Consider the following 13476-nt stretch of genomic DNA (forward strand, 5'->3'; position numbering starts at 1 on the left):
GGACAAGCGGTAGCATTTGTAACCGCATCGATCACGCAAGTTTTTCTGCGTCCGCTCAAAGCGGATTTATGACCGCCGCCTAATTTCTTGGCGGGATGGCGTGGACCATGGTCAGGAAATTCAACGTCGTTCCCGCCCGGCGATGTTCGGACAGGGCCTGATAATCCGGATCATTATACCAGGCCGTGGCGGCTGCCTCGTCCGGGAATTTGAACATCACGACCCGGCCTTCGGGCGGCACCGCGCCTTCGAAGGTGACGCTGCCGTCATCATAAGTGATGAACTCCCCGCCATGTTTTTTCAGAATCGGGAAAAATCCCTTTTCATATTCGCGATATTTCGCCGCGTCCTGAACGGTGAAATTGGCGACGACATGGACGGGTTGTTCGGTCATCATCTGGTTCCTAGTTCATTTCCGCGAAGGTTTTGTCTTTGTCGACCCGCACATCCTGCGGCAGGCCAAGCACCCGTTCGGCGATGATGTTCTTCAATATCTCGTCAGTGCCGCCAGCGATTCTCAGTCCGGGAGCCCACATGAAGCTTTCCTGGAAAATCGCATCGGATGGCGCTTCGTCCTTGTCGACGATGATACCGAAATGGTCCTGCATCTCGATCGCGCTGTTGCAGATATCCTGCAGATGGTTGGCGTTGATGATCTTGCCGATCGCATTTTCCGGACCCGGTGTTTCTCCGCGAGACAGGGCGGTCTGGGTACGGAATTTGGTCAGCTTGTAACCCTGCGCCGCGACATACCAGTCGGCCAGTTTCTCGCGGAACGCCTGGTCGGACATGGTGCCAGCCGAACGGGCATAATCCATGATTTCCTTCCAGTCGGGACCCGGAGATCCGCCGACCGCCAGCCGCTCGTTCATAAGGGTGACGAGCGCCACTTTCCAGCCCATGCCGGGTTCGCCGAGCCGGTCGCTGTCGGGAATGCGGACATCGGTGAAATAGACTTCGTTAAACTCGCTGCCGCCCGATGCCTGATGGATCGGCCGCACGTCGACGCCTTGCTGCTTCATGTCGACGATGAACATGGTCAGACCCTTGTGCTTGGGCACGTTGGGATCGGTACGGACCAAGAGGATGCCATAGTCGGAATAATGCGCACCGGAAGTCCACACTTTCTGGCCATTTATGACCCATTCGTCACCATCTTTGACCGCTTTGGTCTTGAGACCGGCAACATCCGATCCGGCAGCCGGTTCGGAGAACAGCTGGCACCAGACTTCTTCGCCCATTAGCGCTTTGCGGACATATTTTTTCTTGTGCTCGTCCGATCCGAAAGCGATCACGGTCGGGACGCACATGCCGAGGCCGATGGCAAAGGGCCCGGTCGGCGCGTCAAATTTGGCTTCTTCCTGTCCCCAGATGACCTGCTGCATCACGGTACCGCCGCGACCGCCCATTTCCTTGGGCCAGGTGATTTGCGCAAAGCCGCCTTCTGCCTTGATCTTCTGCCACGCCTTGGCACGGGTGAGAAAATCCTCGCGGCCACCGGCGCGGAGAGCACCCGGCGTTTTGGCCTTCAGATGCTGCGATAGAAAAGCCTGCGCCTCGGCGCGAAATTCTGCTTCTTCTGCTGTGTCATTGAAATCCATGTCTAATTCCTTCTAACCGTTTTTCGCTTCGAGCGCGCTGACCAGTTTCTCTTTCCATACCGCCGGGCTACCCGCTTGAACGGAGAGCAATTTGGCGCGGCGGTAGAAGAGGTGGCAATCCACCTCCCAGGTGAAACCCATGCCGCCGTGTGTCTGGATATTTTCCTTCGACGCAAACCAGAAGGCTTCCGACGCCGCGACCCGTGCCGCGGCTGCCGCTTCGGGCAGTTCCGCTGCGTTGCTCGATAAAGCCCATGCGCCATAATAAGCGTTGGAGCGGGCGACTTCGTTTTTGACGTACATGTCGGCTAGCTTGTGCTTGATCGCCTGATTGCCGCCGATGGCGCGGCCGAAAGCGACCCGTTCCTTGGCATAGCTATTGGCCATTTCGAGACAGCGGGACGCGCCGCCGAGTTGTTCAAAGGCGATCAATACAGCAGCGCGGTCGTTGATCTGGTCGAGCAGCGCCATGCCATTGCCGGCTTCGCCGAGCAATTCTGCCGCTGCGCCGTCAAAGCTGATCGTCGCATGGCTGCGGGTCGGTTCGAGCGTCTTGATCGCTTGGCGCGATACGCCGCTCTGGTTCAGGTCAACAATGACGAGACTTTCGCCGCTGCCGTCTTTGACCAGCACGATCGCGTGGGTCGCGATATCGCCATCGGTTACCGGGATTTTCTTGCCCGAGATTTTGCCGTCCTTCAGCCGCGTGGCAATATTGCCGGTCTTGATTTCGCCCGGGCCTTCGCTGACCGCGATGCAGCCGACCAGGCTGCCGTCGGCAACTTTCGGCAGCAGCGCCAGTTTCTGTTCTTCGCTGCCCGCCAGTTTCAAAGCTTCGGCAAAGAAAAAGGCCGATGATCCGAACGGTACGGGAGCGAGGACGCGGCCCAGTTCTTCGGCGATTACGCATAGTTCCAGCATGCCGAGGCCAAGCCCGCCATATTCTTCGGGAATGGCGGCGCCGAGCCAGCCCATTTCGACAATCTGTTTCCAGACGCCTTCATTGTGGCTCTTCTCGTCATCGTCCAGCACTTCGCGAACATGCGCCATCGTGCATTGGGCTTCGAGAAACTTGCGTGCCTCGTCGCGGAGAAATTTTTGATCGTCAGAAAAATCAAAATTCATAGTTCAAACCTCGTCCTGTTTATTATTATTATATTAGTCGTCGTTAGCGGGCATGTTGAGCGCGCCGCGTATTTCATCATTGTCCGCACCCAATGTCGGCGGATCGGCGTAGATATTTGCCGGGCTGGCGGAATAATGGACGGGGTGCGTGATCGTCCGGTATTTGCCGATTTTCTCGCCTTCGCGTTCCTGCCAGAAACCGACTTGCTGCAAATGGGGATCGGTCAGAACATCCTCCATTCGATTATAGCGCATTGCCGGAATATTATGCTTGTCGAGCAGCGGCAGCCATTCTTCGGTGGTCTTGGTCGCGGCAATTTCCTCGATCAGGGCATAGAGCTCCGTGATATTCTTGGTGCGCTGGGAATAATCGGCGAAGCGTGGTTCATCAAAGACGCCGGGCTTGCCGCCGAGTTCGAAAAACTTCCGCCACTGCGCATCATTATAGGGGACCAGACCGATATAGCCGTCCTTGGTCGGATAGGGCTTGCGGTTCTTGTTGATCGAGCGGGTATAGGCGAGCTTGCCATTGCCGGGGATGAAGGTTTCGCCCCAGAGATTTTCGACCATGTTGAACCAGGTAAAGGCTTCGAACATCGGCACCTGGACAAATTGTCCTTCGCCGGTCTTTTCCTTGTGATACATCGCCGCGAGCGTCGCGTTGACCGCGAACAGGCCGATGGTTTTGTCGGCGACCAGCGACGGCATATAGAGCGGGCGACCGCTGTCGCCGCGCATTTCGAACAGGCTGGCAAAACCGGAAGCGCACTGGATCAGATCGTCATAGGCCTGGCGTTTTTCATATTCGCCGCCCTGGCCGAAACCGGCGCAATGGACATAGACGATGCCCGGGTTGATCGCCTTGACGCTTTCATAATCGAGCCCCAGCCGTTCCATGCCGGCCAGCCGGACATTGTGGAAAAATACATCGGCATGTTTCAGCAGTTCAAGGATCACCGCCTTGTCATTCTCGTTCTTGCCGTTGAGCGTGATCGATTTCTTGTTGCGGTTGAGCGAGGTGAATATCGGGCCAAGGTCGCCGGTCGGATTGTCACCGGCATGGCGCATCATGTCGCCGCCAAATTTGCCATCGCCATTTTCGACCTTGATGACGTCCGCGCCCATGTCGGCGAAATTGAGCGTCGCGAACGGTCCCAGCACTACGGTCGACATATCGACGATCTTCAATCCCTTCAGGGGACCTGTCGGTTCCGTGTCCCATTTCAGCTCTGGCCATCCGCTCATTCAAAAATCCTCAAATTGTTAGGTGCAATCATCAACCTGTCTGTTATCAGTTTTAATCGATTGATGAACTGTTTATTTTGAGGGAATTAACAATGGCTTTGGCAGATCCTACGGCACCGGTCCTGATCGGTGTCGGTGAAGCGAGCGGCGCGAAACTGAAGCAATCGCAGGGGCTTGAATGGCCCTCGACGGTCGATCTTGCATCGGCGGCGGTCAAGCAGGCGCTTGCCGATAGCGGCGCTGCCGAAAAACTGGCGGCGTCGATTGACTGCCTGCTTTCGATTCGCCTGTTCCACGACAGCGGTCTGCCGCATGACTTTGGTTCGCCGGAGAATCACCCGGAAGCGGTGGCCACGGCCTCCGGTCTCAACCCCGCACATCTGCTCTATGGCGATGTCGGTGGCCAGAGCCCGCAGAAGCATCTCAACAAGCTCGCCTGTCAGGTTCACGCCGGTGAATATAAAGCGGTGGTCCTGTCCAGCGCAGAGAATATGGGTACCGTCAAACGGGCGCGGCGCAGCGGCCATAAGCTGGACTGGAGCCAGCCGGCGACCCGCGAAATGACCGACCTGATCACGACCGAAGACAAGATGCTCACCGCCTATGAATGGCGTCAGGGCATTATCAATATGCCGATGGCTTACGGGATAGTGGAAAATGCGCGGCGTGCACGACTGGGCATGGACCGGGACAGCTATGCGCAGAGCATGGCCGAACTATGGTCGGCTTTTTCCGGCGTTTCGCTGACCCGTGAACATGCGCAATTCGCGCGGCAATGGACGGCGGAGGAATTATTGTCCGACGACCATGGCAATTACCGGCTCAACGATCCTTTCCGCCGCTGGATGGTGGCGCAGGATGCGGTTGAACTGGGCGCGGCGGTGATATTGACCACCGCTGGCCATGCTGCCGAACTCGGCATAGCCGAAGACAAGATGATTTATCTGCACAGCGGTGCCGACGCGAGCGTACCACTGATGAGCCTGCAGGATGACCTGTCGGTTTCACCCGCAATGCAGGTCGCTTTTCCCAAGGCACTGGAGCTGGCGGAACTTGACGCTGCGGATCTCGGCCCGATCGATATTTACAGCTGTTTCCCCGTCGCGGTTTCGCTGGCGATGGACGCGCTCGGTTCGCCGGACCGGTCGCTGGCGTCCTATACGCTGACCGGTGGACTCAGCTTCTTTGGTGGGCCTGGCAACAGCTACAGCGCGCACGGCATGGTCGCTCTGGTCGAGGCGCTGCGCAAGGATGGCAGCAAGCCCGGCATGATCTCTGCCAATGGCGGCGTGATCAACAAGGAATCGGTTGGCATCTATGCGGCACAGCCGGTCGCTGGCGGCTGGTCACCCGACCGGATCGCGGAACCGGTGCGGATTCCGAAGCCGGACCATGTCAAAGCGGACCATTATTTCAACGGCAAGGCAGTGATCAAAAGCTATGCCATGCCTTATGGCAAGGCCAGCCGCGGCGCGGCCAGTGTCTGGCTGGAAGACGAGCAGGGACTGCCCGCCATTGGCGTGCTGCCGGACGCACCGGAAGATACGGACCTGATCGGCTTAGCGGTCGATGTGGTCACCGCTGACGAGCGCAATATCGCGAAACTCAGCGGATAATCTGCATATCCAGAAGTTCGATTTTCGGCGTCAGATAGCAGTCGCGGCAGGGTTCTTCCTTCGCCAGATCGGTGGACAGATATTTGCTGTTGCTGTCGGCGAAGATTGTCGCGACGGCCTTGCCGGTTCCGTCGCTGGCGACTGGTTGCTGTAGTGCCACGCGGATCGCCGCGACCAGATTGATGCCGCTGGAAATGCCGACGCCGAGGCCGAATTGCCGGATCAGCCGCTGCGCCATCAGGATCGCGTCGCCGTCATGCACGCCGATCACATTGTCCAGCTCGGACAGGTTGAGGATGGCGGGGATGAATTCATCCGAAAGGCCCTGTACCCGGTGCTGGCCGCATTTGTGGCCGACCGAAAGGGTGGGTGATTCGATAGGCTCGACCGGGTGGACGGCGATGCTCGGGTCACGGCCCTTCAGATAGCGGCCCATGCCCATGACCGTGCCGCCGGTACCGACGCCGGTGACAAAGCCGCCCAGCGTGCCACCGTCGGCTGCAACCTGCTGCCAGAGTTCGGGGCCAGTGCCTTCGGCATGTTCGTCGGCATTGACCGGGTTGGAAAACTGGCGCGGCATATAGGCGCCCTGCGCGCCCAGTTTCTCGGCAGCGGCCAGGCAACCGAGAAAGCCGCCTTGTTCGCGTGAGATCAGTCGGACATCTGCGCCATAGACAGCGAGCAGCGCTCGCCGTTCCGCGCTGACCCAGTCGGGCATGAAGATGGTGACGGGATGGCCTAGGGCGCAGCCGATGGCGGCAAAGGAGATGCCGCTATTGCCGCTGGTCGCCTCGACGATCGTCTGGCCGGGCAGCAGATCGCCGCGCTGCATCGCATCCTGCAAAATGGCGAGCGCCATCCGGTCCTTGATGCTGCCGGAGAGGTTATACATTTCCGCCTTGGCGTAGACGGTGACATCCTGTCCCTCGCAGCGCGCCAGGATCTTGATCACCGGCGTATTGCCGATCAGAGCCGATAGCGACTGCAACTTGTCTTCGCGTTCCCGGCCTACAAAATCCAGCATTGTAACATCCCCTGTCATCATCTGTCTTCACATATGAAGTCAGCCGTGCGGGAAATCCTCGTCATTTATTGGTGGTATCACTCAAATAATGTGATAATATTCTGGATATGACCGATAAAGCCAAAAATATTGATGATAATGACCGTAATATCCTGAAAGCCTTGCAGCGCGATGCCAGCCTGTCGCTGGAAAATCTCGCGGCGCAGCTCAGCCTGTCGACCAATGCCTGCTGGCGGCGGATCAAGCGGATGGAGGCCGACGGGATCATCGCCCGCCGGGTGGCGATTGTTGACCCGGAAGCGGTCGGCCTGTCAATGACCGTGTTCGTCGCCGTCCGCACCAGTGATCATAGCGACAAATGGCTGACAAAATTCGCCGCCGCAGCCTCGTCAATCGAGGAAGTGGTCGAATTCTACCGGATGGCCGGCGAAGTCGACTATATGCTCAAACTGCTGGTCCGCGATGTCGCCGATTATGACCGGGTGTACAAGAAACTGATCAAGGCGGTGCCTTTGTCCGACGTATCGGCGAGCTTCGCGATGGAGCGGATCAAATATGAGACTGCGGTGCCGGTGTGACGGTGCGTAGCGTCACGAAAATGGTGTAGATCTCTTCGAGACCTTGCATCCGTAGCATGTGTAAAAGCGATTACTACAAATCTGGCCCCAGAACAGCTTCTTCCGACCCGCATAAAATCGAGAAGTAGTGGGTAGAGCAGATGACAAAGTATCGATTGCGAAGTAATTAAAGCCGGCATTTTCGATGCGCTCGGCGTTAAATGTCTTTCAGCAACTGCGAGTCAGTTTTGTTTCCTGCGAGGCGACAGATCCAAACTATTACTGTTGCGAAACATTGTCTGTCTGATATTATTACTTGTCAGGATATGAATCAAACCGAAAATTTCTAAAGTGAGTACGTAGAGGAACCGAAGGATGAAACAAAGAGGCCGAAACTGGCTTTTGGGCGCAGCTTGTTTGGCGTTGATATCATGTGGTGGAGGAGACGGTGGGAGCGGTGGAAGCGCTGTCGTATTGCCAACGTCAGGCCCAGCTCCAACACCAGCTCCATCACCTGCGCCGACGCCTACACCGCCGCCCACAGCCACCGCGCGTGTTATAGCTACTGGGGTCGGACCTTCATTCTTCAGGTTCTACTCGGACGAAACTTTCGAGGCCAATACCAGTGTGGGGGGCTTTGGTACACGGGAAGGTGAATATTTTCCTAGCTTTGCACGGGCTTTTCGAGGCTCCGCGTTTGGTTCAACCTTTGGAGATCTATCAGACCAAGCCAAAGTCGGCGAGATGATTGATTCCAGTACTGGCGCCTATATACGTTTTTATGCACCAGCAGCGGCCAAGATTATTTCACCGGTAACGGCACTCTTGCTTGATGGGCCGGAGCAAGCGAAACTCAAGCGCCAGCTTGGAATTACGGGAAGCTTGTTTGGACTGCAATCGATCGATCCCGATTTACTAACATTTGATCCTTTCGCAGAGGCGCTGAGTAACGATCCCGCACGAAGTGCTGATGCCGCCCGCCTATTTGCAGCAAACGCCCGTGCCATGTCGATCCTCGCGTTAGAGTTAACCGAAGACTTGCAGATTTTTGCTTTTGATTCGTCCAGTGTGTTGAGTGCCGCGTTGGCCAATGCTCCCGATCGTTTCCTGTTCAACGATAATGCTGAAATGGCCGCCGTTGTTTCAAGAGTTCCTGAATATGCCACATTACGTCCCGAAGTGCAGAGCGCAATCGCGCATTTGATCAACGCTTATGCTGCAGCGGCGCCAATCCAAATCAACAAAGCCAACCCGGCTTCTGGCTACTTGATGGGTATTCGAGGTTATCTCCTACCGCAAATTATTGCATTGAGACAAGAGAATAGCATCGCGGCAGCATCAAACGCGCTGGCGGTTACAACTCCGCAAATTCTCTTGCAAATAGAGCGGTATGGCGAAAATATCGCGGTAACCACAACAGGCTTTTTCCTTCCAGCGCCCGATCATTATGAAACTACTGCAAACACCCCACTCCGTCTCGTGTCTGGCAGAATTGTCGGTCGTCTAACTGGCCACCCGCTTGAGAATGATTTCCACGCAAACGGACCCAAGGGTTCGATCGGCTTCTTCGGAAGCAACGATACGCAAATTACTGCAGTTTCAGTGCCGACCATGAATAACGGACAGGTTTCTGCTTCACTTGGTGCAGACAATGAGGTTATAATCACACCGGTTCCCGGCTTCACAGGGGTGACCTATGTAGACTATACTGTGAGCCACCCTGAAGGAGAAACGGGCAATGCCCGCATTTTCGTTCGCGTAGTTTAGAGAGTCAGTCGCCGATGTCATTTTGGCCTCATGTGCCCAACGGGAGCAGGTTCATTCAAGCTCACTAGATCTTGCGAAATACCCGCGAACAACCAAACCCATCACACCGCCATAATATTCTGCTGGATCGCGCCGAATATCGAATGACGGTCCGTATCGATCATCGGGATTCCAGCGATACAGCTATAGCCGAGGCAGCCTTCGCTGACCGGTTTGCGTGACGGTGGCAGTGCACTCTACTTCAGACGCAGAAACAAATTAGTGCGCTGTCACAGCAAGCCAGAACCGTCTGCCGGAACTTCCCGATTCAATAAATTTCTTTGAAAAAAGAAAGTTACATGCAAGTCTCCGTCCGGGGGGACAAGTTACATGGCAAAATTGGAAAGACCATTCGGTGTCTGGACTGCGACTGCGATGGTCGTGGGGACGATGATTGGTGCGGGTATTTTTGTTCTTCCCGCACAGCTCGCGCCGCTTGGCTGGACCGGTGCGGTCAGCTGGATCGTCGGCGGCATGGGCGTATTGGCTATTGCCCGTATCATCGCCGATCTCACGATCCAGCGATCCAGGGAGCCCAGCATATTGACGATCTGCGGCGACATTCTCGGCCTGCTGCCGGGGCGGGTGATCGCCTGGAGCTACTGGGTTTCCCTGATAGGCAGTGTATCGGTGGTCGCCATGGCCGGTGCCGCCTATCTGCTGCATCTGTTTCCGTCGCTTCCCCACGGCCCTCTGGAGCAAGCCATTGGCGGAACAGTGATCGTTGCCGCATTGGCCGCGATCAATATCCGCGGCGTGCGCAACGCTGGCAATTTTCAGGTGGCCGCTACGTTGCTCAAGCTAGTACCGCTCGTCGTTGTCATTGCAATCGTCGCGTGGCTCGCCGTGAGCGCGCCGGCTATCTATAGCCAGGCTCCGGCGGCTCCCTTTTCGGCGGCGTCGCTGACGCCGGCGCTGGCTATCACATTTTTTGCCTTGCTCGGTTTCGAATCCGCGGGCCTGGTGGCGGAGCGGGTGCGCGACCCGGCTCGCAACGTCGTGCGTGGCACATTACTGGGTCTCGCGCTGGTGCTTGTCATTTATATGATCGTGAGCACCGGTATCATGATGGCAAGCCCGGCGGACGAACTATCTGCCAGCTCAGCCCCGATCGCCTATTTCGTCACGCGTTTTCTGGGGCCGTGGGCCGGAGATGCCGTTGCGTTATTCGCCGCGATCTCCGCGATCGGTTGTATCAACGGCATAATCTTGTTCATGGGCGAGCTCCCGCTGGGTATGGTCCGCGATGGCCAGCTGCCCGAATATATGGCGCCGACCAGCAGCCACGACGTGGCGGCGCGACCCTTGCTACTGGGCAGTCTGCTGGCGATTATACTGATGCTGGCGAGCGCGACAGGCATCGGCGAGAGAGTGCTGGACTTCCTGCTGCGGCTGACGACCGCTTCGGCGATCTGGTTCTACGCAGCCATTTGCATCGCCGCTCTGGTGGTGCATATCCAGCGAACCCTGGCGGTGGTTGGCCTCGGCTTCTGCTGTTGGGTGCTCTATGGAACCGGTTTGGAAGCGGGCGGTCTCGGCATCCTGCTGATTCTAGTCGCGGTGCCGCTGCATTTCCTGATCGGCGGACGGACGCGTGCCCGCGGGACGGCTCCTGCGGGCTGAATGCCGGGCAGGGCTTATGCCTCCAGCGTTTTCTCCACTTTCCGCATTACCTGCGTAGATTCAGCCCCATCAAACCGCCACAACATCCTGGCGGATCGCACCAAAAATCGAGTGACCATCCGCATCCAGCATCTGGATTTTCACCGTATCGCCAGCGCTCATAAACGGCGTCTTGGCCTCGCCGTCGTTGATGGTCTCGATCATCCGGATTTCGGCGATGCAGCTATAGCCGAGGCCGCCTTCGCTGACCGGCTTGCCGGGGTCGCCATCGGGGCCCTGGTTGGAGACGGTGCCGGATCCGATGATCGTGCCGGCTGACAGCGGCCGGGTCTTGGCGGCGTGGGCTACCAGATCGGCTAGGCTGAATGTGGCGTCCGCTCCGGCATTGGCGCGGCCAAAGGGCTCGCGGTTATAGTCGACCTGCAGTGGCAGATGGATGACCGAGCCCTGCCACGCGTCGCCGAGCTCGTCCGGGGTGACGCAGACCGGGGAGAAGGCCGAGGGCGGCTTGGACTGGAAAAAGCCGAAGCCCTTGGCCAGCTCGCCGGGGATCAGGCCGCGCAGCGACACATCGTTGCACAGCATGACCAGCTTGATATGGCCGGCCGCGTCTTCAGCGCTGACGCCAGGCGGCACATCATCGGTGATGACCGCGACTTCGCCTTCCATGTCGCAGCCCCAGGCGGGATCGCCGAGCGGGATATCATCGCGCGGGCCGAGGAAGGCGTCGCTGCCACCCTGATACATCAGCGGATCGCTGTAGAAGCTCTCCGGCACTTCCGCGCCGCGCGCTTTACGGACCAGTTCGACATGGTTGATATAGGCGCTGCCGTCGGCCCATTGATAGGCGCGGGGCAGGGGAGATTCGGCCAGCCGCTCGTGAAAGCGTTCGCAGGGCACGGTCTCATGTTCGACATCGCGGTAGAGCGCTTCCAGCTTCGGCGCACAATTTTCCCAATCGTCGAGGGCCGCTTGTAAGGTGGGGGCAATATTGCTCGCTTCGCAGCAACGGGTGAGATCTTTCGAGACCACGACCAGACGGCCGTCGCGGGTGTCATTTTTCAGGGTAGCGAGTTTCATGTGCGTTCCTCGGTCTGTCTGCCGTTCGTCTCGAGCCCTTCGACATGCTCAGGATTCGAGAGACCGGTGCGTGTGGGCTCAGTGTCTCGACTACGCTCGACACGAACGGTAATAAAGGAGCTTATGCGGCGCAAGGCAAGCTAATGCTCGTCGCGGGCTTTCTCGTGCAGCCAGGCAGCATGTTGTGGTGCCTTCTTGGTGCGGCTCCATTCCTCGAGCATCGCGGGGGCGACGCGGCGCAATTCGGTCATTTCCTCGTCCGTTCCGATATCGCAGGCCAGTTCCAGCCTATGGCCGTTGGGGTCGAAGAAATAGATCGACTTGAAAATACCGTGATGGGTTGGTCCGAGCACCTCGAGCCCTTCGGCCTCTGCATTGGCTTTGGCCGCCATCAGGTCGTCGAGCGAGTTCACCTTGAAGGCAATATGCTGGACCCAGGCCGGGGTATTCTGGTCCCGGTCCATGTCCGGCTGTTCGGGCAGTTCGAAAAAGGCCAGGACATTGCCACCGCCGGCATCGAGGAAAATATGCATATAGGGATCATATTCACCGGTCGAGGGCACTTCATTTTCGGCAAAGGCGAGCTGAAAATCCATGCCCATCACCCGCTGGTAGAAATCGACCGTTTCTTTCGCATCCTTGCAGCGATAGGCGACATGGTGGATGCCGTTGATCTTTGGTGCGGCCATTATACCGGCTCCTCTACATTCAGCACCCCGCGCGCGACCTGGTCGCGTTCGATGCTTTCGAACAGGGCCTTGAAATTGCCCTCGCCAAAACCGTCATCGCCCTTTCTCTGAATAAATTCAAAGAAAACCGGTCCGACCTGCGCTTCGGCAAAAATCTGCAGCAAGAGACGGGGCTCGCCGCCTTCTGTGGTGCCGTCGAGCAATATGCCGCGGGTCTGCAACGCGTTCACATCTTCGCCATGGCCGGGCAGGCGCCCGTCGAGCATCTCGTAATAAGTGTTCGGCGGGGCGGTCATGAACGGCACGCCGAGTGTCTTGAGCCGGTCCCAGCAGGCGATCAGATCATCACAGATTAATGCGATATGCTGGATGCCCTCGCCGTTAAACTCGCGCAAAAATTCCTCGATCTGGCCCTTGCCGCCGTCGCCTTCCTCGTTGAGCGGGATTTTGATTTTGCCATCTGGAGCGGTGAGCGCCTTGGAGGTCAGGCCGGTATATTCGCCCTTGATGTCGAAGAAGCGGATTTCGCGGAAATTGAACAGGGTCTCGTAATAATCCGCCCAATATTTCATCCGGCCGCCATAAACATTATGGGTCAGGTGATCGATGATCTTGAAGCCGGCACCTACGGGGTTGCGGTCCACGCCGGGCAGATATTCAAAGTCGATATCATAGATCGACAGATTCTCGCCGCGTTCGCCGCCGTCATAACGGTCAACCAGATAGAGAATTGCGCCGCCGATGCCGCGGATCGCCGGGATATGCAATTCCATCGGTCCGGTTTGCATGTGCACGGGTTCCGCGCCCTTTTCGAGCAGATAGGCATAGGCCTTGCGCGCGTCCTTGACCCGGAACGCCATGCCGCAGGCCGACGGGCCGTGCTCGCGGGCAAAATACCAAGCCGCCGATTTGGGCTCGTAATTGATAATCAGGTTGATGCCGCCCTGCCGCCACAGATGGACGTCCTTGCTGCGATGCTGGGCAATCTCGGTAAAGCCCATGACCGCAAAGACCGGTTCGAGCACACCGCGCTCGGGCGCGCAAAATTCGACAAATTCAAAGCCGTCGAGACCAACGGGATTTTCAAACAGATCAGTCACAGGATTTCCT

At 57.6% G+C, this 13476-nt stretch carries 12 protein-coding genes; 4 read left to right on the forward strand and 8 right to left on the reverse strand.

Annotated elements, in window-relative coordinates; all coding sequences use genetic code 11:
* Positions 1-79 precede the first annotated feature (79 nt).
* The 4 genes from AAC060_RS02650 to AAC060_RS02665 are packed head-to-tail and all read right to left on the reverse strand — an operon-like array spanning position 80 to position 3971.
* Positions 80-394 (reverse strand): DUF1330 domain-containing protein, encoded by a 315-nt coding sequence (locus AAC060_RS02650; protein ID WP_339822632.1) that lies wholly within the window; start codon positions 392-394, stop codon positions 80-82.
* Positions 395-404: 10 nt separating this feature from the next.
* The gene (locus AAC060_RS02655; protein ID WP_339822634.1) at positions 405-1601 is read right to left on the reverse strand and encodes an acyl-CoA dehydrogenase family protein; all 1197 of its coding nucleotides are present in this window, start codon (positions 1599-1601) and stop codon (positions 405-407) included.
* Between the two features lie 12 nt (positions 1602-1613).
* Complete coding sequence (locus tag AAC060_RS02660) at positions 1614-2726, reverse strand: acyl-CoA dehydrogenase family protein (RefSeq protein ID WP_339822636.1); 1113 nt, start codon at positions 2724-2726, stop codon at positions 1614-1616.
* Positions 2727-2759: 33 nt separating this feature from the next.
* On the reverse strand, positions 2760-3971 hold the full coding sequence (locus tag AAC060_RS02665) for a CoA transferase (RefSeq protein ID WP_339822638.1): 1212 nt from the start codon (positions 3969-3971) through the stop codon (positions 2760-2762).
* Positions 3972-4063: 92 nt separating this feature from the next.
* Here AAC060_RS02665 and AAC060_RS02670 point away from each other — a divergent pair, with 92 nt between their 5' ends.
* On the forward strand, positions 4064-5587 hold the full coding sequence (locus AAC060_RS02670) for a hypothetical protein (protein ID WP_339822640.1): 1524 nt from the start codon (positions 4064-4066) through the stop codon (positions 5585-5587).
* Here AAC060_RS02670 and AAC060_RS02675 read toward each other — a convergent pair.
* Positions 5577-6611: a PLP-dependent cysteine synthase family protein gene (locus AAC060_RS02675; protein ID WP_339822642.1), complete on the reverse strand. Its 1035-nt coding sequence runs from the start codon at positions 6609-6611 to the stop codon at positions 5577-5579. The two genes, AAC060_RS02670 and AAC060_RS02675, sit on opposite strands and share 11 nt — an antisense overlap.
* A 107-nt stretch (positions 6612-6718) precedes the next feature.
* Here AAC060_RS02675 and AAC060_RS02680 point away from each other — a divergent pair, with 107 nt between their 5' ends.
* The 3 genes from AAC060_RS02680 to AAC060_RS02690 all read left to right on the forward strand — a co-directional run bounded on the left by AAC060_RS02680 (position 6719) and on the right by AAC060_RS02690 (position 10597).
* The gene (locus AAC060_RS02680; protein ID WP_339822644.1) at positions 6719-7189 is read left to right on the forward strand and encodes an Lrp/AsnC family transcriptional regulator; all 471 of its coding nucleotides are present in this window, start codon (positions 6719-6721) and stop codon (positions 7187-7189) included.
* A gap of 723 nt (positions 7190-7912) precedes the next feature.
* Positions 7913-8935 (forward strand): hypothetical protein, encoded by a 1023-nt coding sequence (locus tag AAC060_RS02685; protein ID WP_339822646.1) that lies wholly within the window; start codon positions 7913-7915, stop codon positions 8933-8935.
* A 369-nt stretch (positions 8936-9304) separates the two neighbouring features.
* Entirely contained in the window at positions 9305-10597 is a 1293-nt protein-coding gene (locus AAC060_RS02690) for an amino acid permease (RefSeq protein ID WP_339822648.1), read from the forward strand.
* A 69-nt stretch (positions 10598-10666) separates the two neighbouring features.
* On the opposite strand, the gene AAC060_RS02695 is transcribed toward AAC060_RS02690, so the two are convergent.
* The 3 genes from AAC060_RS02695 to hppD form a co-directional block, all read right to left on the reverse strand.
* Entirely contained in the window at positions 10667-11677 is a 1011-nt protein-coding gene (locus AAC060_RS02695) for a fumarylacetoacetate hydrolase family protein (protein ID WP_339822650.1), read from the reverse strand.
* Positions 11678-11817: 140 nt separating this feature from the next.
* Complete coding sequence (locus AAC060_RS02700; protein ID WP_339822652.1) at positions 11818-12366, reverse strand: VOC family protein; 549 nt, start codon at positions 12364-12366, stop codon at positions 11818-11820.
* Positions 12366-13466: a 4-hydroxyphenylpyruvate dioxygenase gene (hppD, locus tag AAC060_RS02705; protein WP_339822654.1), complete on the reverse strand. Its 1101-nt coding sequence runs from the start codon at positions 13464-13466 to the stop codon at positions 12366-12368. The genes AAC060_RS02700 and hppD overlap by 1 nt, the downstream gene beginning before the upstream one ends.
* Positions 13467-13476: the final 10 nt, after the last annotated feature.

Origin of the sequence: uncultured Parasphingorhabdus sp. (genome assembly GCF_963975555.1) — a bacterium.
Taxonomy (GTDB): Bacteria; Pseudomonadota; Alphaproteobacteria; order Sphingomonadales; family Sphingomonadaceae; genus Parasphingorhabdus.

What these genes read in the sequence shown, in the direction of transcription:
- AAC060_RS02650 (WP_339822632.1), bottom strand. Translation starts at nt 394, where the DNA reads ATGACCGAACAACCCGTCCATGTCGTCGCCAATTTCACCGTTCAGGAC.
- AAC060_RS02655 (WP_339822634.1), bottom strand. Translation starts at nt 1,601, where the DNA reads ATGGATTTCAATGACACAGCAGAAGAAGCAGAATTTCGCGCCGAGGCG.
- AAC060_RS02660 (WP_339822636.1), bottom strand. Translation starts at nt 2,726, where the DNA reads ATGAATTTTGATTTTTCTGACGATCAAAAATTTCTCCGCGACGAGGCA.
- AAC060_RS02665 (WP_339822638.1), bottom strand. Translation starts at nt 3,971, where the DNA reads ATGAGCGGATGGCCAGAGCTGAAATGGGACACGGAACCGACAGGTCCC.
- AAC060_RS02670 (WP_339822640.1), top strand. Translation starts at nt 4,064, where the DNA reads ATGGCTTTGGCAGATCCTACGGCACCGGTCCTGATCGGTGTCGGTGAA.
- AAC060_RS02675 (WP_339822642.1), bottom strand. Translation starts at nt 6,611, where the DNA reads ATGCTGGATTTTGTAGGCCGGGAACGCGAAGACAAGTTGCAGTCGCTA.
- AAC060_RS02680 (WP_339822644.1), top strand. Translation starts at nt 6,719, where the DNA reads ATGACCGATAAAGCCAAAAATATTGATGATAATGACCGTAATATCCTG.
- AAC060_RS02685 (WP_339822646.1), top strand. Translation starts at nt 7,913, where the DNA reads ATGATTGATTCCAGTACTGGCGCCTATATACGTTTTTATGCACCAGCA.
- AAC060_RS02690 (WP_339822648.1), top strand. Translation starts at nt 9,305, where the DNA reads ATGGCAAAATTGGAAAGACCATTCGGTGTCTGGACTGCGACTGCGATG.
- AAC060_RS02695 (WP_339822650.1), bottom strand. Translation starts at nt 11,677, where the DNA reads ATGAAACTCGCTACCCTGAAAAATGACACCCGCGACGGCCGTCTGGTC.
- AAC060_RS02700 (WP_339822652.1), bottom strand. Translation starts at nt 12,366, where the DNA reads ATGGCCGCACCAAAGATCAACGGCATCCACCATGTCGCCTATCGCTGC.